We start from the raw sequence: 23032 nt of genomic DNA, 5'->3' as shown, positions 1-23032 counted from the left end.
AATCCCGTGACTTTCCTATTTTTTGTAACTTACATTAGATATGAAAAGTGGTCACGCGGATTTGCCTTTGCACTACGGAAAAGTGCCGGTTTGGTTAGCCCAGAGAATGAGCAGCCTGGGAGGAGCCATTGTGGAATCGATTGTAATAGAATATGGAAGAGCTGCATTACTCCAAAAAATGAGCGATCCGTTCTGGTTTCAATCATTAGGTTGTGTCTTGGGCATGGACTGGCATTCGTCGGGCATTACTACCTCCGTCATGGGCGCTTTGAAAAAATCGGTGAACCGGCAATCGCAGGAGTTGGGCATTTATATTTGCGGCGGACGCGGAAAACATTCGAGGGCGACGCCAACTGAATTAATGGCAATTGCGGAGAAAACCGGCTTAGACGGAAATTTGCTTGTTCATAACAGCCGGTTGTCTGCCAAGGTGGATAACACGGCAATTCAGGATGGCTTTCAATTATACCTGCACTCCTTTGTATTGTCAGTGGAAGGAAATTGGGCGGTCATCCAGCAAGGCATGAATACCAATGAGCGGCTTGCACGCCGGTATCACTGGCATTCACCCGATATCAAATCTTTTGTAGAAGAGCCACATACCTTCATTTATGGCCAAAATCAGGGCAACATTTTAAACCTGACTGATAAAGCCGCCGCCCCTACCAGATCTGGGATTTTGGATCTGACTAAGGAAAATCCCGGAAGAATTATGCGGGAAGTGACAAAACTGATTATGCCGAGCCACCACGATGTTCGGGCGGAAGATGTTAACCTGAAACGGTTGGGCGCAGTTTTGGCCTTGGCGCACGACAATCCGGTGAACGATATGGAATCATTGCTGTTACTCGAAGGCGTTGGTCCCAGGACCATTCAATCTTTAACACTGGTCAGTGAAATTATCCATGGTACCCCATCCAGATTTTCAGATCCGGCGCGATTTTCCTTTGCGCATGGCGGAAAAGACGGCCATCCATTTCCCGTTCCGATCACCGTTTACGACGAATCCATTTTGACATTGGATAAGGCAATTCAAAAGGCGAAAATGGGTGAAAGAGATAAAGCCGATGCACTGAAAAACCTATCAAAAGTCTCTGCCAAGCTTGAAAAGGACTTTCAGCCTAATAATCGTTTCGACGACATTGTACAGCAGGAACGGGATAATTCGTGGAAATATGAAGGAAGGACTGTCAAAGGCAAGGCTAAAAAGGCGAGAGGGAATAGCGGGCAATTGGAATTGTTTTGAGAAACTATGTCATTTGTCTAAACAATAAATAATAAGTTATTTTCAGATTTTAGTAAGTTTACGGATCACTCGTAGCTCGGTTATGATACTTCGTTCCCCATCATCAGTTTTACCACGTACTCTTGAAGAATTTCTTCAATGGGAGTCTGTTGATGGCTATAAATATGAATGGAACGATGGAAAAATAATCAGGTTCGAAAAGATGAAGAAAAAGCATTTGTTCATTATAAGGAAGCTTCAACAACTGTTTTTTCGCACTTATTCCTTCTCAAAAGGCGCTGCTCTGATCATGGAACAGGACGTAATGCTGAGTGGCATTCAAATGCGTCGCCCCGATCTTGCCTACTTCAACGGATCTCAGATTGATTCCTCCATTGTTTCGGAAAAGGAACCGATACCAGAGTTTCTGATCGAAGTCATCTCCCAGCACGATGATGCTGAAAAAGTCGAAGAGAAACTGGCTGATTACTTCAATGCAATGGTAAAGGTTGTATGGCATATTTATCCTGAAAACGAGGTAGTTTATGTGTATACCTCACGAAAAAACGTTACAATCTGCACGGAAACAGACATTTGTTCCGCAATGCCGGTTTTATCAGATTTTGACATTACTGCCGCGGAGCTGTTTTCGGTTGATCCTTCTAATTAAGTTTACCAGTTGATTCTCCCTTTCAGACAGTAAAAACCATTTCATTTTAACTCTTCCGATTTTAAGAATGCTCTTAATTCGAAGTTCCCTAATTCTGCCTTAAAATATTAACTCAATGATTTCCAAGAAACTTTTACAAAAACCCCTGATCCTTGCCGCAACCGTCACCGTCATTGTGGTGTCGTGCATGAAAATGGCGCCGACAGGTTCGACATCCAAGACCAACAGTACCGCGCTGGTTGTTAAAGAAGATCCCGCAACGGGCAAAACCAGGGCAAAAGAAATTCGCGACAAAGCATCGGTAAAATTGGCCGATGGCCTGAAACTGGACTTATGGGCATCCGATTCCCTCGCGCCAGACCCGGTTGCGATCGCCACGGATGACATGGGCAATGTGTATCTCAACAGGACCAATCGTCAGAAAAACTCTGAATTTGATATCAGGGGCTACCGAAATTGGATGACCGCTTCCATTGGTCTGCAAACCGTTGAAGACCGTCGCGCTTTTTTGCATAAAACATTTGCACCTGAAAAAAGTAAAGAAAATAACTGGTTAAAAGATTTGAACAAAGACGGATCTCATGACTGGAAAGACCTGGCGGTTGAAAAAGATGAGGTTTGGAAAATCGAGGATACTGATAATGATGGCATTGCAGATAAATCAACAAGGATATTGAATGATTTCTTCAACGAGGTAACTGACGTTGCAGGTGGTTTGCTGATAAGGGCAAAAGATGTTTTTGTTACGATTGCACCGGATGTCTGGAGGCTAAAAGATACCAATGGGGACGGTGTTTTGGATGAAAAAACGTCGATTAGCCATGGTTATGGTGTACATATTGGTTTTAGCGGACACGGTATGTCCAACCCAATTGAAGGGCCGGATGGAAAAATTTACTGGAACATTGGCGACATCGGCGCGAACATTACCACGGCCGAAGGCGTAAAACATGAACACCCAAATTCAGGCATCATTGCCCGTTCCAATCCGGATGGCAGCGATTTCGAAGTTTACGCGCACGGGTTACGCAATACGCATGAGTTTGTTTTTGATGAATATGGTAATCTGATCAGTTCTGATAACGATGGAGATCATCCTGGCGAAAGCGAGAGATTGGTGCACGTGGTGGAAGGCTCTGACGCTGGCTGGCGGTCTAACTGGCAATATGGTAAATACACTGATCCTAAGAATAATAGCTATAAAGTATGGATGGACGAGCAGCTTTTCAAACCCCGCTGGAACGGACAGGCAGCCTATATTATCCCACCAATCCAAAATTTCCACAATGGTCCGACGGGAATGCAATACAATCCTGGAACGGCATTGGGATCGGAATGGAAAAACAAGTTTTTCCTGGTTGAATTCGTAGGTAACCCTGCCCGCTCACCGATCTGGTCATTTGGCTTGAAACCAAAAGGAGCCTCATTCGTATTAAATGGTGAAAAAAATATCCTAACCGGGATCTTGCCAACTGGTATCCGTTTTGGCCCGGATGGCGCATTATATGTTGCCGACTGGATTAATGGCTGGGATACCAAAAACTCAGGCCGTGTCTGGAAACTGGATGTTACGGATAGCAAAAACGATCTGAAAGCAATCCGCATCGAAACGAAGCGGTTGATCCAATTGGATTATACCAAACAGACGGACGATATGTTGCTAACCCTCCTTTCCAATCAGGATATGCGGATTCGGCAGAAATCCCAGTTTGAGCTTGTGTCGAGAGGAGCCAAAGGTGGAGTTGTTTTAAACAAAGCCATTGCGCAAACGGGTAATCAATTCGGCCGAATACATGGTGTTTGGGGAATGGGACAATTGGCACGAACCGATAAGGCTTATGCCAATGTGCTCATGACCCTATTAAAAGATTCGGACGAGGAAATTACTGTTCAGGCTGCTAAGGTTTTGGGTGACGAACGAATTGCAGAAGCCGGCCCAATGCTTATTCCGATGCTTTCGAGCAAAAATCCGCGCGTGGAGTTTTTTGCTGCCCAGGCACTTGGTCGAATTGCTTACAAGGATGCGGTGGCGCCTCTTATTAACATGATCAAGGCTAATAATGACGAAGACGTTTACCTCAGACATGCAGCGGTTTTAGCACTAACCCGCATTGGCGTTGCTGAGCCTATCGTAGCCTTAGCGAATAGCCCTGAAAAATCGCTTCGCATTGCGGCAGTACTGGTTTTGCGTAGAATGAAAAATGAAAAAATCAGCCTGTTTTTGCAGGATAAAGACGAATACATTGTAGCAGAAGCAGCCCGCGGCATCAATGATGACCTTTCGATCTCCGCAGCGTTACCGGCTTTGGCTTCGCTTTTGAATGAGAAAAGGTTCACGTCGGAGCCTTTGCTTCGCCGCGCAATTAATGCAGCATTGAGAGTTGGCGGAGAAGCCGAGCTTAATGATCTGATCGCTTTTGCAAAAAGAAAGGATATTGATAAAAATATAAGGGCAGAAGCATTGGCGACGCTCGGAACCTGGGCAAGTCCATCCGTTATGGACCGGGTTGATGGCAGATATCGCGGGCCAGCGGAGAAAAATCCAGCAACAATAAAAGCCAAATTGCAACCCATTATCGCAGATCTTCTGGCAGATAATGATCCTGCAATATTAATTGCTGCTGCTCAAATGCTGACCAATCTGGGTGTATCTGACAATAATGCAGCCTTAGCCAAAATACTGGACGACAGCAAGGATCCGAAAGTACGGACCGCCATGCTGGTCGCATTGAACGAGCTGAAATATGCTGATATGGAAACGGTCATGAAAAAAGGAATGACTGATTCCGACGCCGATGTTCGCACAGCTGCTTTGGGAATGGTGGGCAGCGTAAATATGTCAAAGGAAACATTGAGCGACATTTCTAAAACGATTTTTGAAAAAGGTAGTATCCGGGAACAGCAGCAAATGATGCGGGTTTTGGGAAGTCTTCCTGTTGCCAAAACCGAAAGTATCTTCACTGACCTGATCGGTAAAATGTCGGATAAAAAATTGCAGCCAAGTCTTGCACTAGATCTTGGAGAAGCGGTGGATTCAACAAAATCTGCCGGTTTGATTGCTAAATTGGCTCCTCTACGAACAAACGGCATGACTGTCGCAGATTTTCAGGATGCCCTTTTTGGTGGGAATGCACAACTTGGACGTCGTTATTTCCTGACCAACTCGGCAGCTGAATGTGTGCGTTGCCATTCAATTGGTGGTCAGGGCGGTGAAGTCGGTCCATCTCTTTCCAACATTGGCAATGTCCTGACCAGGGAACAAATTTTACAGGCTCTAGTTGAACCAAGTGCCAGGTTATCTCCGGGATTTGGTATGGTAATGCTCACATTAAAGGATGGTACCAATGCTGCCGGAATCCTTGCAGAGGAAAATGATCATGAATTGGTTTTAAAAACATCAGAAGCTGAGCCGCTGAAAGTTGCGGTTTCCAGGATTGCAAAGCGAGAAAATGTGCCGTCGAGTATGCCGCCAATGGGTACGGTTATGTCCAAAAGGGAAATCAGGGATGTGGTAGAATTCCTATCCGGATTGAAGAAGTAATTTTTGAAGTGAAAAGAAGCCCGGATCGAAAATATCCGGGCTTTTGCAATTTGAATCTCACACTAAAAACACTTAAATGGAATTAGACAAGAAAGGGGCGGAGATTGTTGGTAAAGCCATTCAGTTTTGGGAAGACAAAAAAATGATTTCTGAAGAATTGGCTGGCGAGTTGAGAGGTAGCTATCAATTGCGAAATTCCAATGCTGATGCAATTGCTATTTATGCATTGATATCGGCTATTTCCTGCGGCCTACTTGCTTTTGGGGCATTGGTTATTGACGAAAAATGGATTGAGCTGCTCAGAAAACAATGGGGTATTTCTGAAAATATAGTAGGTATCGGATTTACCATGATATCTGCTGTGTTTGTTTTCCTCGCCAAAAGAAGGCAAACACATTCCCCAAAAGCCCGAACCAGCAACGAGGTTTACAACATTACCATTATTCTTACCGTCGCAATTGCGATTACTTATTGGACAAGGAGCTTTTCCGATGCCAATAGCAATTATGCAATTCCTCTACTGATAGCGACAATCGCTTATGGGAGCATCGCGATTTTATTGCGTTCCACACTACTTTGGACTGTCGCCATCATTTCGTTGGCTGGATGGTGGGGAGCACAGACCTATTATTGGTCTGGTGGAAGCTTTCGTTTTCTGGGGATGAATTATCCGCTACGGATGACTTTGCTAGGTTTGGTAATCTGGGGTTTTTCTATTGTAACACAGCGCATTAAACCTTTGCAATTTCTCACTGAAGTTACTTACTCTGTCGGCCTTTTCCTCTTTCTTCTTGCCGCCTGGACATTATCGATGTTTGGAAATTATGATGATTATACCGGTTGGAAACAGCTCAAGCAGAGCTATTTCTGGTATTGGGCGCTGGGCTTCACCATTGTCCTGATCGGTTTGATTTATTATGCATTTCAAAAAAAACTGGATACGTTACGCGACCTCTGCCTGGTATTCTTCCTTCTCAATATCTACACCCGCTATTTCGAATACTTCTGGGACCGAACAAATAAAGGCATCTTCTTCGCGCTGCTTGCCCTTTCGTTTTGGTTTGTTGGGAGGAAGGCCGAGCAGTGGCGGAATAAGGTGGCTTCCTGAACTGATCAAAAATATCGTATCGGATAATATGCACAAAATCTGTGCATATTATCCGATAATTTGCATTATTTTCGTGCACAATATCCGATAAAATGCACAAAAGAAAATTATTTGACGAGTTAGAGCTGCATTTAAAGCAGAAACAGGCGACGGTGATAACCGGAATGAGGCGCGTTGGCAAATCGACGACTCTGAAATACTTATTAACCAAAATCACTCATCCAAATAAGCTATATCTTGATTTGGAACGTGTTGAGAACCGAGCTTTATTTAATCAAAATTCATATACCGACATTGAACGGGGGCTTCAGGCGCTTGGACTAAATTTTGACCAACCGGCAGTTCTTGCGCTCGACGAAATTCAGTTAGTTGCTAATAGCACCAGCGTCATAAAAAGTCTATACGACACATATGATATCAAATTCCTTGTCACAGGTTCAAGTTCCTTTTATCTCAAAAACCATTTCTCGGAGAGCCTTTCAGGGCGGAAGCAGATTTTTGAAATGTACCCTCTTGATTTTGAAGAATTTCTGACTTTCAAAAATGAGGATACCTCAACTTTAAAAGCGGAACGCTTTCAAACTTTTCTACCTATTTATTATGATCGCTGGAAAGGGCATTATGAAGAATTTCTCCAATTCGGAGGCTTTCCAGAAGTTGTCCTGGCCAATTCAGAATCAGCCAAAATCAATTATTTAAAAGACGTACTCAATGCTTATATCGAGCTGGATATAAAGCTTTTATCCGATTTCAGTGTAAGCGACACACTTTATAAGTTAATTCAATTGTTGTCCACAAGGGTTGGAAGCAGAATCGATCATTCCAAAATTTCCAGCTTAATCGGCCTAAATCGCAATAAGATCAAAGATTACATGCACTTGCTGGAATACACTTACTTGATTCAGGTTGTGAAGCCATTGACCGGAGGTATTGATAAAGAATTAAGCAAACAGCCAAAACTGTACTTCGCCGACACAGGTCTGTTAAGGGTTGCAGGACAAGTTAGCAGCGGCGCACTTTTTGAGAATGCAATTGCCAATCAACTGGCACGAGTTGGCAATATCAACTATTTCGAAAAAAGCTCAGGAACGGAAATAGATTTTATTCTTGATAAGAAAAAAGCAATTGAAGTAAAAGAGACATGCACAGCCCAGGATCTTGCGACTTTGTCTAGCCGGGCGAAAATGCTCGAAATAACAGATGTAACGCTAATCGGACGACATCCTAATACCGGCAACTTTGTCAATTTTATTTGGGGAGGATCCATTTTCTAAATCAAAACATGACCAACATCCGACCAATCAGGCAAAACGAAATTGACCTGATCCGTTTTTTACTCCAAAAGCTGGATCTGAATCCTGCGCATTATCCTTTCAGCGACAATGTGGATGAGTATGAGTGCGGGAAGATGGGCAGTATCAGTTTAGGCGGAGATGTAGATGGTTACGACGGTGACTTGATACAGGTTGAATACATTGACAGTGATTCAACTCCTGTTGTCATTACCTTAACCAAAGACAATAAGGGGCAACTGTTAGACCTGGATTTCTGGAAAACGGATCTTTCAAAGCTCCTCAAATATCCAACGCCCGATAAATTAATTTTTGGTAAAATATAGGTCAGATACCAGTCAAAAAGAGCTATAATTCTTCGTAATCCAGCTCTTTACCGTAGGTTTCCTCCATTTTCCAAAGCGAGAGTAAAGCGAGAGAAAAACATATCACGCCCACAATTGCGCCGGAATTGAGAACGCCCCAGCCTGGTTTCAGAAGTTGAAATAATGGTAATGTGATCAAAACAGTTGCCCTTACGTTGTTTGCAACGGATGTGGTAACAGTAGCCCGCAGATTTGTCCCGAATTGCTCGGCAGTGGTAGTCAGGAACATTGCAATGTAGCCAATGGAAAATCCTAGCCAGGTATAACAAAGGTAAAGTACAGTAGCAGATTGAATACCGCCGTAAAGTAGCCAAACGACGCCTGCCAAGGTCATGGACATCATCAGCAAAATCGCTTTCCTTCGGGAACGCAGCCACTGGCTTAAGATACCGCTGAAAAAATCTCCCGTAACTATCCCTATATACGTGTAGAGCACGCAGCTGCTCGCCTGAATGTCTCCTGAAATACCTAATGCTTTCGCAAATTCATTTCCAAATGTTGAGTAAATCCCAATAACCATGTAAGTAGGCAAACCGATCCCCATACACCTGAGGTATCTCACGAATCTCGCCCAGCTCGTAAAAATAGTCCACCAGGGAACAGGCTTGGGGCCTCGCCTTTCAATACTTTTATTGAAAACGATCGATTCGAGCACATTCAGCCGCAAAACCAACAGTACCAGCCCCATACCACCTCCAATGAAATAAGCCATTCGCCAGTCTGTAAGCTTAACTGCAAAAAAAGCGGCTATTGCTCCTGCAAGACCCACACTTGCCATCACAGAAGCGCCGTATCCTCTTAATTCTTTTGGCAGGATTTCGGCGATCAGGGTAATGCCAGCTCCCAGTTCACCTGCCAGTCCCAGGCCCGCGATAAATCGTAAAAGAGAATAGATCTCAACATTCTGCGTAAACCCACAAGCAATGTTTGCAAGGGAATAAGTCAGGATGGAGCCAAACAAGACCGATCGCCTACCCATTTTATCGCCCAAAATCCCCCACATGAAGCCGCCAATCAGCAATCCCGCCTGCTGCCAGTTATAGATATTTGCCCCGATTTTGGAAATTTCCTCTTCCGTCAGCCCCAGGTCTTTCAAACTCGGAACCCTCACAATGTTGAAAAGCAGGAGATCATAAACATCAACAAAATAGCCGAGTGAGGCCACAATGACGGGAAGGGTAAGTACTGCGCTAATTTTTGGTTGAGCAGGAATAGCGGATTGCATGGAGTGATTTATATTTCAGGAAGGAGTCTGAGTTTATTCTTCAAAAGTCTTCTTTCTCAAAGATTTAACATTGGCGTTGCGCTGCTTGGTTTTCATCCGCTCTTCCTTCGAGGCCAATGTAGGGCGCGTAGCCCGCCTGCACTTTTGGACTGTAAATGCCTGAATAATCAAATGATCAAACTTGGCGATTACCTTATCTTTATTTGCAAGCTGCGATCTTTCAGTTTGATGATACAGGACCAAAACCTTATCGTTAGTCAGCTTGTTAGCCAGTTTTTCGTAAAGAACTTGTTTTTCTTCGTCGGTTAGCGCACTAGAACCAGTAACATCGAACCTCAACTCTACTTTGGTTTCGACTTTGTTCACATTTTGTCCTCCTTTGCCACCACTTCTGGCTGTTTGAAAGACCAGTTCATCATGAAGAATTTCAGGATTAATCATTATTTGGTCTTGAAATATTGTTAATGCTTGTTAAGGTTTTTTGTAGAAATAGGGGTCAATGGGCACTGAACTGTCTTACTTGAAACAGATTCAGAAACTTCGCAATAGGGGTCGACCTATAACAGTTTGATTTTGAGCAGAATAAACTTCCTTTTATCACTAAAATCGAAAAGCAGGTGATTACATTTAAACTTTTCAACCATTTTAACAGAAATCACATCTTTTTAGAGTTATTAAACCGAATGCAAAAAGTTATGTCCAAGAAACGATTTTTAAAAACAGAAAACAATTTAATCATACGGCCATGAACACCATGCGTACTCTTCGGATCCTCGGCTTGTTTAGCTTAATGCTCGGCGGTGTTGCGGTTTCCAATACAACTCAGGCACAGCCCGGGTTCAGCGTTTCCTTTGAAACTTTTTATAATGATTTGTCCCCTTATGGCAGGTGGGTGCGTAACCCTCAATACGGTTCTGTTTGGATACCCGACGTTCCCCGAGGCTTCCAACCTTATTCTACAGACGGTTATTGGGAAGTAACTGAATACGGTAACACCTGGGTATCGGACTACGATTGGGGCTGGGCTCCTTTCCACTATGGCCGCTGGTCTTTTGATGATTACAACGGCTGGTTTTGGGTACCTGACTACGAATGGGGCCCTGCTTGGGTAAACTGGCGTTCAGGCGGAGGATATTATGGCTGGGCACCGCTTGGACCTGGCATAAGCATTAATGTATCGTTTAATGCACCCTCGTTCTGGTGGAACTTTGTTCCGCAACGTTACATTACTTACCGCGGCTGGCGTAATTACTGCGCACCCCAAAGAAGGTTTACGCAGGTTTACAATCAAACCGTGATCATCAATAACTACTATCGGAGCAATAACAGAACCTATGTTTACGGTCCGAGACGTGATGAGATTGAGCGTGTTACCAGAAGAAGTGTGCCTGTAAGAACCATTGATGCCAGTGCGAGTGGAAGAGGACGTGTGATCGTCGCAGAATCGGGACGCGGTAACGACCCTCGTGGAAACGACAGATACAATTCACGGGACAATAATACTCGCGGTAATGATTCCCGAGGTAATGACCGCAACAGCAGAAATGAGCCGGACCGTCGCGGTGCAGTAATTGATGCAGGTTCTGACCGAAGCAATCGTGGTAATAATGATTACAATAGTCGCGGAAGAAATGAGCGTTCTGACAACAGCCGCATTGGTGACAACTCCGACAATAGCGGCAGAGGAAACGATCGCTCGGGCAATGTTCCAACGATTCCTTCTCCGAGCCGTGACGATAGTCGGTCTAACAGAAGCAGAAGCTCGGAGCCGTCAGTACCCGCAGAAAGTAGAAATGACCGTTATGAGGAGCCTCGTCAGAGTCAGCCGAGCCGAGAACAGAGCGTACCCAATTATGGTAGTGAAAGAAGCAACAGGTCTAACAGGTCCAGCGAATCACCAAATTCCGGGGCAAACAGAGGTTCTTATGAATCGCCTCAGCGTTCAAGCCGGGTTGAAAGAAGTGCAGAGCCAAGAGGAAATGAACGCAGCGAGAGGTCTTCTCAGCCGAGTCAACAAAGAAGCACTACGGAACGAAGCAGTCGTTCTCCAAGATAATAGTGTAGTTTGATGCTAAAACAACCCGCCGGAAAGCCGATCTTCCGACGGGTTGTTTTTTTGTTTGCACCGCACGAGCGTTACCAATGATTGCGGGAGAAATGTATTATTTTTAGCTTATTCTAACCAGCAGAGTTTAATGGAAATACAGTTTGATATTGAGTTTAAGGAGAGTGCTCCAAAATATATGCAGATCATTAAATCGCTTCTGCAAGCGATTAGTAAAGGAAAATTAAAAAGAGGTGATAAAATTCCGTCAATCAACCAGTTAAGCGAGGAATACCTGCTATCCCGGGATACGGTTGAAAAAGCTTACAAGCATCTGATCAAAGATGGCGTGTTGATTTCTGTACGTGGTAAGGGTTATTTCATCAACCGCGTCGACATTGAAACTTCATTGCGGATTCTTTTAGTTTTTAATAAGATTAGTAATTATAAGAAACAGATTTACAATGCATTTGTTGAGAATATCGGCCGGAATGTGAATGTTGACCTCCATATTCATCATTCCAATGTCAATATTTTTAAAAATCTCATCAAGAACAGTCTGGGCGAATACGATTACTATGTGATTATGCCCCATTTTTATGAGAAAGCGGAGGAAGCCATTGAAACACTCAAAATGATCCCTCCTGAAAAGCTTATTCTACTTGATAAAGACCTCGAACTAAGCAGTAAAAAGCATTCTTCCGTTTTTCAGAATTTTGAAAAAGATATCGTTTCCGCATTGAACGAAGCAATTGACTTGCTGAGAGTCTACAAAAAGCTTATCCTCATTTTTCCAACCATCATTCGTTACCCGAAGGAAATTATTAAAGGCTTCCGGGTTTTTTGCATTCAACATGAGTTTGAACATGAAATCATGTATGATTTCCATGAGAATAGCACGGCCATTAAAGATACTGCTTATGTGGTTATCGAGGAAAACGACTTGGTCAACCTGATCAAAAAATGCAGGGAACAGCAGCTGGCCATCGGCAAAGACATTGGGATCATTTCCTATAACGAGACGCCCCTGAAAGAGATTTTGCTCGATGGTATCACGACCATTTCCACCGATCATGAGCAAATGGGAAAGACGGCTGCGGAACTGATCACTGAGAATAGAAGGGCTGTTATCAAAAATCCTTTTACATTGATCAGAAGGAAATCATTGTAAAATGTATGCAAAAAAGCCCTGAGATGAATCAAATCAATTATTCTCAGGGCTTAAATTTTATAGGCCGGTTGCGACGGTCACTTTTCCTCTTTCGTTCATCAACTCAGAGCGTACACCAAGATTTCTGAACAAACCAATCGGATCCAGCGCCCCTCCACTCAATCGCATGGATTCGCGAACGAGCGGACGTACATCTGTCCTGAATGCATTTTGAAGGATTTGTTGTGCCAGCACTACATCATTTTGACTTCTAGCGAATTCCAGTTTCTTGCGGTCGACCATCAATGCCTGCGCATAAGCAAGAAGAATTGCTTCAACAGATTGTAGCAGATCTTCCAGGGGATCTTTGACATTGTGGCTTGCATCAATCATCCATGCATAAGTGTCACTGGCTCTTCCTGCCCGTTTCATTCCTTCAACCAGCTCAACAAATATCAGGAACAGCATATAAGGCCGGATACTGCCTACTGTTAAATCATCATCACCGTATTTGGAATCATTGAAATGAAATCCTGCTAGTCGGCCTTCCATCATTAATGTCGCGACGATTTGTTCAATGTTAGCGTTGGGTAAATGGTGTCCAAGATCAACCAACACATCTGCTTTCGGACCCAGTTTTTGGCAGAATAAAAGGGAGCTGCCCCAATCTTGAATGACAGTTGAATAAAAGTTGGGTTCATAGGCTTTATATTCAACATATACCTTCCAATCATCCGGAAGCGCCGCGTAAATTTCCTGTAAAGATTCCAGTGTGTACTGAAATGATTTTACAAAGTTGGACTGGCCTGGAAAGCATGAACCATCTGATAACCAGATTGATAATGCTTTTGAACCTAAATCCTTTCCATACTTAATCACTTCAATGTTATGCGCAACAGCCTGTTTACGAACTGCGGCATCAACATGAGATAGCGATCCGAATTTGTAAGAATGTTCCTGGTTCTTCTGATCCTGAAAAGTATTTGAATTAACCGCATCGAACTGAAGGTTCAATGACGAGGCCAATGCAATAATTGATTGTGCCTGCTCAGGGATATCCCAAGGAATGTGCAAAGAAATGGAACCGCTCGAATGGTTAAGCGCATGCAAAAGACCAACATCTTCTACTTTCTCTTCCAAAGATCTCGGTTCTCCGCCTCCCGAAAATCTGCCAAAACGTGTACCACCCGTTCCAAGCGCCCAACTGGGGATAGCAACCTGAAACGCCTCCAACGCTTTTACAATTTCATTCGCATTGATGCCCTGCTCGCCGAGTTGTTCCTTAATAAATATGTATTGATTGTTATGCTTAGACAGCAAGCTGTCATTGTGCTGATCAATCTGATATTGTTCTAGTTTCATTTTAATTGGGTTTTTAAGACAAAACTTGCAAGGTTTTAAAAACCTGGCAAGTTTAAACCTGGCAAGTTTAAACCTGGCAAGTTTTAAGTTACCGCAAGAACGCGGCGGGAACCCCGCCATCGACGTTGATGACATTGCCAGTACTTTTGTTCAGCAGCCCGCTCACAAAAATGTACACTCCATTTGCAATATCTTCCGTATGTATTTCAGCATTCAAAACCGTTCTTTTGGCATAATAGGCAGGTAATTCTTCGACTTTAATCCCATAAGCTTTGGCACGACCAGCCGCCCAGCCGCTTTCCCAGATCTTGCTGCCAGCGATAACTGCATCAGGATTTACTACATTAACGCGGATCCTGTCCGGCCCAAGTTCAGCTGCCAGTAGGCGTGTCATATGCTGTTGTGCTGCTTTTGCAGTTCCATAAGCCACATTATTTGGTCCTGAGACGATCCCGTTTTTACTGGCAATGTTAATGATATCTCCACCTAATCCTTGTTGACGCATAATGGCAACCGATTCTTGAGATACCAGGAACTGGCCTTTCACCAAAACATCCTGCAAAATATCCCAGTCTTTAATGGTAGTCTCGGCAAGTGGTTTTGAAATGGACAACCCTGCGCAATTTACCACGATGTCAAGACCGCCATATTTAAGTTTAGTTTCATGTATCGCTGCTTTGATTTGCTCGGGATCCAAAACATTTGCAATGGTAGTCGACGAAAAATCCTTCCCAAATTTTGAGTCAAATTCGGCCTTGGTCTCAGCAAGCGCCTTTTCATCGATATCAGAAATAACGACGCAAGCGCCTTCTTGCAATAGTTTTTGGGCAATCGCTTTTCCAATTCCCCCTGAGCCACCTGTTACAAAAGCCACTTTGCGGGAAACTGACTTTTCCTTCGGCATTCTCTGAAGTTTTGCTTCTTCTAAAAGCCAGTATTCGATGTCAAACGCTTCTTGTTCGGGCAGTGAGACGTATGACGAAATAGCCTCAGCGCCTTTCATTACATTGATTGCATTGATATAAAATTCAGCTGCGACGCGGGCTGTTTGCTTGTCTTTTGCAAATGAGAACATTCCCACCCCTGGCAATAAAATAATCACCGGGTTCGGATCGCGCACCGCGGGGCTGTTGCTGTGCTTACAGCGATCGTAATAGGCTTGATAATCAACACGGTATGCTTCAAATTGAGGGCGAACTTGATCAAGGATTTCCTGATCTGTTCCATCCAGTTTCTCAAAAGGTAGGTCAAGAACAAGCGGACGGATCTTTGTGCGCAGGAAGTGATCGGGGCAGCTTGTACCTAAGGGCGCAAGCTTAGCGAGATCATTGCTTGCAATGTATTCCAAAACCCTCGCATCATCTGTGAAATGACCAATCATGGTCTGTTTATCAGAAGCCAGCCCACGAAGGTAAGGGGCTAGTTTGCCTGCGATTTGAGTCCTTCGTTCCGGAGATTCACTTTCAAGTTTTACACCACCAAAGACCGGACGAGTTTTACCATAATTCTCATTCAGATACTCCGAAGCCTTTTCGATGGTATCTAATGTATTGATATAAGATTCGTAAGCCGTATCACCCCAGGTAAACAAACCATGTCCACCTAAAACAATCCCCCGTATTCCAGGATTATCGGCCAGCGATTGTTCCAGCTGCAAACCAAGGTCGAAGCCCGGTCGCTGCCAGGGCACCCATGCAATCTCACCGTTAAATAACTCTTTAGTAATCGCTTCTCCTTCTTTGGAGGCGGCGATGGCGATCAATGCATCGGGATGTAGGTGATCTATATGTTTGAAAGGCAGGAGTCCGTGTAAAGGAGTATCAATGGAAGGAGCCTTCGATTTGAGATCAAAAATACAGTGGTTAAAAAGCTCCACCATTTCATCTTCAAACTCTAAACCCCTATATATGTTTTTTAAGCTATGTAAACGATCCGAATAAAGCCCTGCCAGTCCGCTTCTTGTTAAAGTACCAATATCTCCGCCAGAACCCTTTATCCACATTACCTCAACCGGATTTCCAGTCAATGGGTCCTTTTCGATGGTCTTACAGCTCGTGTTCCCACCAGCGTAGTTAGTTAGACGAAGATCGGCGCCGAGCAGATTGGAACGATATAAGAGAAGTGCAACCTGATCGTCACCAAGAGAAGCTGCTTTTTCGTCATCCCATAAATAGCTTACATATTGATACTGGCTTACTTTAGAACTGCTCATATTTTTTAAGTTGATTATTTATCATTTTTAAGGTATAAGGCCATCTCTCCCAGAAAGGATTTAAAGACGCGGTTACTACTCTGGAATGGCTACAAGATTAGAAAACTTAGCTATTCACACCGTCCTGCTGTATCCTGCATGTAGAAATAAATTGAGAATAAATGTGAGATTTGAAAGTTTTTCGGAAAGGTTGCCGCTCAATTGCAGGAATCAGTGTCGATTCTCTTGTGTAAGGGGGTCTATGGATGAAGCACCTGCTTTTGACTGCAATTTAGCGGCCTATTCAAATGGATTTTCCAGACTATCCGGTCATCATGAGACCTGATCTGAAACGACAGAATAACCAGTTGATTTTCAGCGCAATTTGACCCTATTTTCTTTTATAGAAATTCAGCGTGACGCCGGTAGAATTCGATTTTTCGCTTAATGTGTAAAAACCGGTTTCATTAGAATTGAAGCATATGGCTTCGCCCTGAGGTTCAAGTTCGACTATAAGCGTCTTAGTGGCAGCCTTGATGAGAGTTTGCCCAACAGTCTCACCTTTTGTTCTTTTCCAGTAGTGGACTCCCAGATAAGTTCGGATTAAGATCTCGCTGCCATCCTTGGAAATGGTCGAGCCAGTCGCGATTACCACGGACGGAACAGTCCCTACTTTTTGTGCCTCAATGACATCACCGGTAGACTGAGGGTAGGGCAAGCGGTAGATTCCAGTGGTCAGCGTTTCCTTTGAAAGAACAAAAATGTCTTTGGTATCCGGGTCAATGATCAGCGCCTCTGAATTTTTAGCGCCGTCAGGATAGCTGAATGTAATTTTTTCGACATCACTTTGACTGAAAGAGGCATTAGAATTCTGGATTTCCGGAATACGATAAATGGTGTTGGTAGAAGCAATTGGTGCATTATTATTTCCAATATCTCCAATATATAAGTAGTTGGTGCCAACATTTGGGCCGGGACCAGCGGTGATTTCTTCCCAATCCCTATTGACTGACCCTGGAATCACAAATGGCTTTACTGATTTTCCATCTGTGCTAATTAGAGAAATTGAATTTGGGGCTCCGGAGTCCTGGGTGGTCCAGAGAAATCCAGTGATATTTCTACTCGAAGCCAAACCAGAAGCCTCATCTATAACACCTGGAGTTATTGCAACTTTTTCGGCTACCGTCTCGAAAGAAGCATCGGGAGTAATCGGTGGTTTTGGATCATGTTTACAGGAAAACGCAATACAAAATATACTTAATGCGGAGATAACTGTGGATTGTCTTTTTAAGTGCTTATCGATATTCATGAAAATGGTTGCATGTTAGAATTGCTAAAAATACGTACTTTTGCGCCATTTATTAGCAGCTATATTCTTTAGATCAGCATTAAAATCGTTATATGTTACGTACACATACCTGTGGAGAGTTAAGCTTAGAAGATGTCAATCAGAGCGTTGTATTGTGCGGATGGGTTCAGCGGGTTCGCGATAAAGGAGGAATGATCTGGCTTGACTTAAGGGATCGTTATGGAATAACCCAGCTTCTTTTTGAAGAAGGTAAAACCCCGGCACAGGTATTGGAAACGGCCCGTTCCTTGGGTCGGGAATTCGTTGTCTCTGCCAAAGGTGAAGTGATAGAGCGACTATCAAAAAACGACAAAATTTCCACAGGAGCGATTGAAATTCGTGTTAGTGAGCTTAATGTGCTCAATCCCGCCAAGTTGCCACCTTTTTTAATAGAGGATGAAACGGATGGCGGTGATGACATTAGGATGAAATACCGATACCTTGATTTGAGAAGAAATATCGTCCGCAAAAATCTTCAATTGCGCCATCAAGTTGCGCGGTACACACGTGCATATCTTGATGACCTTGATTTCATCGAAGTCGAAACACCTGTTTTAATAAAGTCTACCCCAGAGGGAGCCCGCGATTTCGTTGTTCCAAGCAGAATGAACCCGGGTCAATTTTATGCATTGCCTCAGTCGCCTCAGACCTTTAAGCAGCTGCTGATGGTAGCTGGGTTTGACCGCTATTATCAGATTGTAAAGTGCTTCCGTGATGAAGATTTGCGTGCAGATCGTCAGCCAGAATTTACACAGATTGACTGCGAAATGTCTTTCGTTACACAGGAAGATGTGCTGAGTACTTTTGAAGGCATGATTCGAAACTTGTTTAGCAAGGTGAAAAACATTGAGTTGCCGGAAGTACCCAGAATGACATATGCTGATGCGATGCGACAATATGGTTCTGATAAACCTGATATTCGGTTTGAAATGAAGTTCACTGAATTAAAGGGCGGAGATCAGGATTTGACTTCTGGAAAAGGCTTCGGAGTCTTTGATGACGCAGAACTGGTGATTGGGATTTGCGCAACAGATTGTGCAAGTTATACCCGTAAGCAAATTGATGAATTGACGGACTGGCTAAAAAGGCCTCAAATCGGTGCCAAGGGCTTAGTATATGTCAGATACAATACCGATGGTTCAATCAAATCGTCCGTTGACAAATTTTATTCAGACGAAGATATTAAAAAATGGGTAGTTGCGCTGAACGCTAAACCTGGAGATTTAATACTAATTCTATCCGGTCAGGCGGACAAAGCCCGCAAGCAATTAAACGAACTTCGTTTGGAAATGGGTACAAGGCTGGGGCTGCGTAATCCAGAAGAATACAGGGCTCTTTGGGTGCTTGACTTTCCACTTTTAGAATTTGGTGAAACGGAAAACCGATGGTTCGCGATGCACCATCCTTTCACCAGCCCAAAAATTGAAGATATTGAACTACTTGACCATAGTTTGGGAATGGTTCGTGCCAATGCATACGATATGGTTATCAACGGCGTTGAAGTTGGCGGAGGATCTGTCAGAATTTTCGAACGCGGATTACAGCAAAAAATGTTTGAAATTCTTGGATTTTCGCAGGAAGAGGCACAGGAACAGTTCGGCTTTTTAATGAACGCATTTGAATTTGGAGCGCCACCTCACGCAGGGATTGCATTCGGTTTTGATAGGCTTTGTTCAATTTTCGGAGGTGCTGATTCGATTCGCGATTTCATCGCATTTCCTAAAAACAACTCAGGCCGCGATGTAATGATAGACTCACCGTCTGTGATATCCGATGCTCAATTGAAAGAACTGGCCATTAACGTAGTATAATTCCGATTTAGCCGCTACAATGTTTTCTTATAGAAATTAATTATAATAAGATTTTGTAGTTTTGCCGGAACTTAGGGTTTTCTAATTTCACCCAGGATCGTTCGACAGACGACGCTGACTGTAATAAATACACTGCATGCATTATCAATCTCAGTCAAAAAAATACTTAAAAAGTATTTTCTCACTTTTCCTGATTTTAGTAAACCTTCAAGTTTTTGCTCAAAATACGGATCAACAGCAATCACCGACTGAAAATCCTGTCCTCCGCATCCTGACTCCCCAAACGGATCCTTCTCAGATCAATAATCAGCAAGCTGTTGACTTTTATAACCAGGCCAAGTCCTCCGGTATGTCGGATTTGGATATAGAAAGGGCTGCACTGCAACGAGGCTACACATTGGATCAAATTTCGGCCATGCGTAGAAGGCTCCAGCAAAAACCAGATGAAAAGAAAATGAATGATCCAAACCGGGATCAATTAGACGAAACCAGAGATCAGGATGATTTGGACGAATTGGAAGACGAGACTAACAATGAAAGAGATTCGACAAACTCCAGAAGAGCACAAAATCGTAGATTAAACCGAACTTTTGGCGCGGCGTTTTTCTCAAGTTCTTCCAACACATTTGAACCAAATCTTAGGATTGCAACGCCAAGGAATTACATCCTCGGGCCCGAAGATGAAATTGTTGTAGATATCTATGGTAATGCTGTCGATAATTTCAGAATGAAGATTAGTCCCGAGGGCACTGTTAAAATGCTAAACCTCGCTCCTGTCTATATCAACGGCCTAACAATCGAGCAGGCTTCCGAGCGAATTGTAAATAGGTTAAGACAAGCGTACTCGACATTAAACAAGCCTGGTTCTGGCACCTATTCATCCATAACCCTTGGAAATGTTCGTAGTATCAGAATCATGATTACCGGAGAAGCCGCGAGACCTGGAACCTACACGGTTTCTTCCCTTGCTACTGCCTTTAATGCATTATCACTGTCTGGAGGGCCGAGTAGGAATGGTTCATACCGGAACATCGAAATAATTAGGAATAATAAAATCATCAAGAAAATTGACCTTTACCGCTTTTTGGTTGATGCAGATTTGCGTGATAATATTTCTCTCCAGGATCAGGATATCATTTTAATTCGACCATTTGAGAACAGGATTGAGCTAAATGGTCAAGTAAAAAGGTCCGGAATTTTCGAGTCAAAGGCGGGAGAAAATATTTTAACACTTATTCGTTACGCTGGAGGCTTCACGCCCGAAGCTTACACAAAGTCCATTACTTACCAGCGTAATACAGGCAGCAATTATATTATTGGAAGCTTTGATTCCCTACAAATCGAGTCATTTGTGCCAAAAAATGGGGATATTTTTAATGTAAAAAGAATACTGGATGTTATTAGTAATCAAATCGAAATTAGGGGGGCAGTGACTGTGCCTGGGCCATACGCATTAGAAGAGAAATGCAATACTGTGTTGGAGCTTATTCAGAACGCTCAAGGCCTAAGCCCAAGAGCTTTTTTAAACCGCGCGATTCTTGAAAGAGCTAGCGGCGACACTCAAACCGGGTTAATTGCGTTCGATCTCAGGAAATTGGTTAATCGTGAAGTCGAAGATATTCAACTGCTAGCGGGAGATATTCTTACTATTAAATCCGTTGAAGACCTCAAAGAGTTTACATTTCTTTCGATTGCAGGGTCAATTCTTAATCCTGGAAACTACTATTATTATAAGGACATTACCATTGCAGACTTGATCTTTCAGGCAGGCGGGTACATGGAAGGCGGTATACCATATCGCATCGAGGTATCAAGGCGCATAAAAAATGATACCCTCGATTTGCCAGCCTCACAAAATGTAAGGATTTTCACCATGAACGTAAGCGAAAATCTTGTTCTGAACCCAGAAGACCAAAAATTCAAGTTGCAACCCCAAGATATTGTTATTGTTCGCAAATCCCCGCGATATGAAGAACAAAAGACAGTTACCATTATTGGAGAAGTTACCTATCCAGGGACTTACACAATTATCAATAATTTTGAACGTATTTCAGATATTTTCCCAAAGGCGGGGGGTGTTAAACCGGAAGCTTATTTAGCCGGAGCACAATTATATCGGAATCAAGAATTAGTTGCCGTGGATATAGCATCCATCGCTGATAAGCCATCGTTGCCTGCTAATCTTTTGCTCATTCATGGCGACACATTAGTAATACCAAAAAAATCTGAAACGGTCAGGATTCAAGGAGGTGTCTATAATCCATCAGTTGTTAATTTTGACCGCTCTTTTGCCTACGAGGATTATATCTCCCAAGCAGGGGGCTATACGGAACAAGGTTGGAAAAAAAGAGCTTATGTAACCCATCCTAACGGCCGCACGCACAGAACCAAGAGTTTCATTTTCTTTAGATCTTTTCCTAAGGTAGAACCCGGATCAACGGTCACAATTCCAATCAAAAGGACGAGAACACAAGACCCCCTTTCGCGCGGAGAAAGGCTTGCGCTGCTCTCATTATTTTCTACACTTGCAATAACACTTATCAGGATATTTTAATGCATATGCTTGAAAAGCAAACATTACGCAAAAATCAAACGCTGGAAGTGAGTCTTGGTGATTTGATAGACTTTCTAAAAAACTACATAAAGATTCTAATCCTAGCACCTGTTTTCTTCGCAATTATAGGTGTATGCTACAGTTTTCTGTTGCCTAGAAAATATACATCTCAGACAATTCTTCTGCCGGAATATAGCATGTCGAAGGGTAGTTCCATATTTAGCATGGCTTTGGGCGCCGACAAAAATGGTGCAGAAAAGCTGGTTCCAGAGCTATATCCAAATATCCTCAACAGTACACCTTTTGGACAACATTTGCTTGATCAACCGGTTATGGATCAGCTTGGGCATAATTATAAAACCTTAAAAGAATTCCTAATAACGACTAACAAGCCGAGTCTGCTTGGAAACCTGTTCTCATTTTCAAATAAAGGAAACCAAGAGAAGCAAGTGACTCCAATTGCGCCTAAAGGAGTTTTGATGTTGACACCGGGTGAAACAGGGTTAGTGAGAGGTGCAGCAGGTTTGGTTCAAGCAACCGTTGACAGCAAAAATGGTATAATAACCCTCGGCTGCGAAACGGCTGATCCAGTAGTTTCAGCAATTCTTGTTGAAGCAAGTATGAAATATCTAATCAGTTATGTAGAGGAGTATCGTACATCTAAAACAGGTGAGCAGGTATCTTTTCTTCAGGAACGGGTAACAGAAGCTAAAAGTCGCCAGCAAAAAGCGGAATATGCTCTTCAAAGTTATCGGGATAGAAATAGGAACTCTTTTTTAAATGTGGCTCGTATTGAAGAGCAAAGGTTGCAATCCGACTATACCTTGGCACAATCCATCTATGCGGATTTGGTTTCGAGGCTTGAGCAGGCGAAAATAAGGGTAAAGGAAGAAAAACCAGTATTTAAGGTACTGGAGCCTGCGAAGGTTCCTATTGGAAAAAGTAGTCCCAAGAGATTGATTATCGGAATGGTTTTTGGAGTGGCAGGTGGATTTATTACCCTACTATTTATAGTTTTTTTTAAAGAAAAGTATCATTTGAGGCTTCTTCAAGATCGTTCTCTTTGATATGATTTTCAAATCAAATGAAGAGAACATGCTACTTTTCGTTTCTTTTCAACTATTCATATCGCACTATAAATTTTTT

Annotated in this window: 16 protein-coding genes; 11 read left to right on the top strand and 5 right to left on the bottom strand. The window is 43.1% G+C overall.

Features of this window, described 5'->3' with window-relative positions:
- Nucleotides 1-40 precede the first annotated feature (40 nt).
- From FHS68_RS03720 to FHS68_RS03695, 6 genes are all read left to right on the top strand, one after another.
- A complete protein-coding gene (locus tag FHS68_RS03720; protein ID WP_167267316.1) occupies nucleotides 41-1246 on the top strand; it encodes a DUF763 domain-containing protein in 1206 nt (401 codons plus the stop codon).
- An 82-nt stretch (nucleotides 1247-1328) separates the two neighbouring features.
- Nucleotides 1329-1895: a Uma2 family endonuclease gene (locus tag FHS68_RS03715; RefSeq protein ID WP_167267314.1), complete on the top strand. Its 567-nt coding sequence runs from the start codon at nucleotides 1329-1331 to the stop codon at nucleotides 1893-1895.
- 115 nt (nucleotides 1896-2010) lie between these two features.
- Complete coding sequence (locus tag FHS68_RS03710; protein WP_167267312.1) at nucleotides 2011-5436, top strand: PVC-type heme-binding CxxCH protein; 3426 nt, start codon at nucleotides 2011-2013, stop codon at nucleotides 5434-5436.
- 76 nt (nucleotides 5437-5512) lie between these two features.
- Nucleotides 5513-6544, top strand: a complete 1032-nt coding sequence (locus tag FHS68_RS03705; RefSeq protein WP_167267310.1) for a hypothetical protein — start codon at nucleotides 5513-5515, stop codon at nucleotides 6542-6544.
- A gap of 92 nt (nucleotides 6545-6636) precedes the next feature.
- The gene (locus FHS68_RS03700) at nucleotides 6637-7818 is read left to right on the top strand and encodes an ATP-binding protein (protein ID WP_167267308.1); all 1182 of its coding nucleotides are present in this window, start codon (nucleotides 6637-6639) and stop codon (nucleotides 7816-7818) included.
- An 8-nt stretch (nucleotides 7819-7826) separates the two neighbouring features.
- Nucleotides 7827-8162, top strand: a complete 336-nt coding sequence (locus FHS68_RS03695; protein WP_167267306.1) for a DUF6984 family protein — start codon at nucleotides 7827-7829, stop codon at nucleotides 8160-8162.
- 22 nt (nucleotides 8163-8184) lie between these two features.
- Here FHS68_RS03695 and FHS68_RS03690 read toward each other — a convergent pair whose 3' ends face one another.
- Nucleotides 8185-9426, bottom strand: coding sequence for an MFS transporter (locus FHS68_RS03690; protein ID WP_167267304.1), 1242 nt, complete (start codon nucleotides 9424-9426; stop codon nucleotides 8185-8187).
- Nucleotides 9427-9459: 33 nt separating this feature from the next.
- Nucleotides 9460-9867, bottom strand: a complete 408-nt coding sequence (gene arfB / locus FHS68_RS03685; RefSeq protein WP_167267302.1) for an alternative ribosome rescue aminoacyl-tRNA hydrolase ArfB — start codon at nucleotides 9865-9867, stop codon at nucleotides 9460-9462.
- Nucleotides 9868-10171: 304 nt separating this feature from the next.
- On the opposite strand from arfB, the gene FHS68_RS03680 reads away from it, so the two are divergent.
- Together FHS68_RS03680 and FHS68_RS03675 are read left to right on the top strand one after the other, a co-directional pair.
- Nucleotides 10172-11482 carry a DUF6600 domain-containing protein gene (locus FHS68_RS03680; RefSeq protein WP_208408158.1) on the top strand — a complete coding sequence of 437 codons (1311 nt, stop codon included), beginning with the start codon at nucleotides 10172-10174 and terminating at the stop codon, nucleotides 11480-11482.
- Between the two features lie 139 nt (nucleotides 11483-11621).
- Nucleotides 11622-12641, top strand: coding sequence for a GntR family transcriptional regulator (locus tag FHS68_RS03675; RefSeq protein ID WP_167267300.1), 1020 nt, complete (start codon nucleotides 11622-11624; stop codon nucleotides 12639-12641).
- 57 nt (nucleotides 12642-12698) lie between these two features.
- Here the strand turns inward: FHS68_RS03675 and FHS68_RS03670 are convergent, their stop codons facing one another.
- The 3 genes from FHS68_RS03670 to FHS68_RS03660 form a co-directional block, all read right to left on the bottom strand.
- Nucleotides 12699-13982, bottom strand: coding sequence for a sugar isomerase (locus FHS68_RS03670; RefSeq protein ID WP_167267298.1), 1284 nt, complete (start codon nucleotides 13980-13982; stop codon nucleotides 12699-12701).
- Between the two features lie 88 nt (nucleotides 13983-14070).
- Nucleotides 14071-16194, bottom strand: coding sequence for a bifunctional aldolase/short-chain dehydrogenase (locus FHS68_RS03665; protein WP_167267297.1), 2124 nt, complete (start codon nucleotides 16192-16194; stop codon nucleotides 14071-14073).
- Nucleotides 16195-16564: 370 nt separating this feature from the next.
- A complete protein-coding gene (locus FHS68_RS03660; RefSeq protein ID WP_167267295.1) occupies nucleotides 16565-17482 on the bottom strand; it encodes a YjiK family protein in 918 nt (305 codons plus the stop codon).
- Between the two features lie 92 nt (nucleotides 17483-17574).
- Between FHS68_RS03660 and aspS the strand changes: the two genes are divergently transcribed.
- From aspS to FHS68_RS03645, 3 genes are all read left to right on the top strand, one after another.
- The gene (gene aspS / locus FHS68_RS03655) at nucleotides 17575-19332 is read left to right on the top strand and encodes an aspartate--tRNA ligase (RefSeq protein WP_167267293.1); all 1758 of its coding nucleotides are present in this window, start codon (nucleotides 17575-17577) and stop codon (nucleotides 19330-19332) included.
- A gap of 136 nt (nucleotides 19333-19468) precedes the next feature.
- Nucleotides 19469-21886 carry a polysaccharide biosynthesis/export family protein gene (locus FHS68_RS03650; protein WP_167267291.1) on the top strand — a complete coding sequence of 806 codons (2418 nt, stop codon included), beginning with the start codon at nucleotides 19469-19471 and terminating at the stop codon, nucleotides 21884-21886.
- Between the two features lie 5 nt (nucleotides 21887-21891).
- Entirely contained in the window at nucleotides 21892-22953 is a 1062-nt protein-coding gene (locus FHS68_RS03645) for a Wzz/FepE/Etk N-terminal domain-containing protein (protein WP_208408156.1), read from the top strand.
- The last annotated feature ends 79 nt before the right edge of the window (nucleotides 22954-23032 follow it).

The organism is Dyadobacter arcticus (assembly GCF_011762185.1).
In the GTDB taxonomy this organism is placed as follows: domain Bacteria; phylum Bacteroidota; class Bacteroidia; order Cytophagales; family Spirosomataceae; genus Dyadobacter; species Dyadobacter arcticus.
The sequence above is the reverse complement of the archived record's forward strand: the minus strand, read 5'-3'. Positions and strand labels throughout refer to the sequence as shown.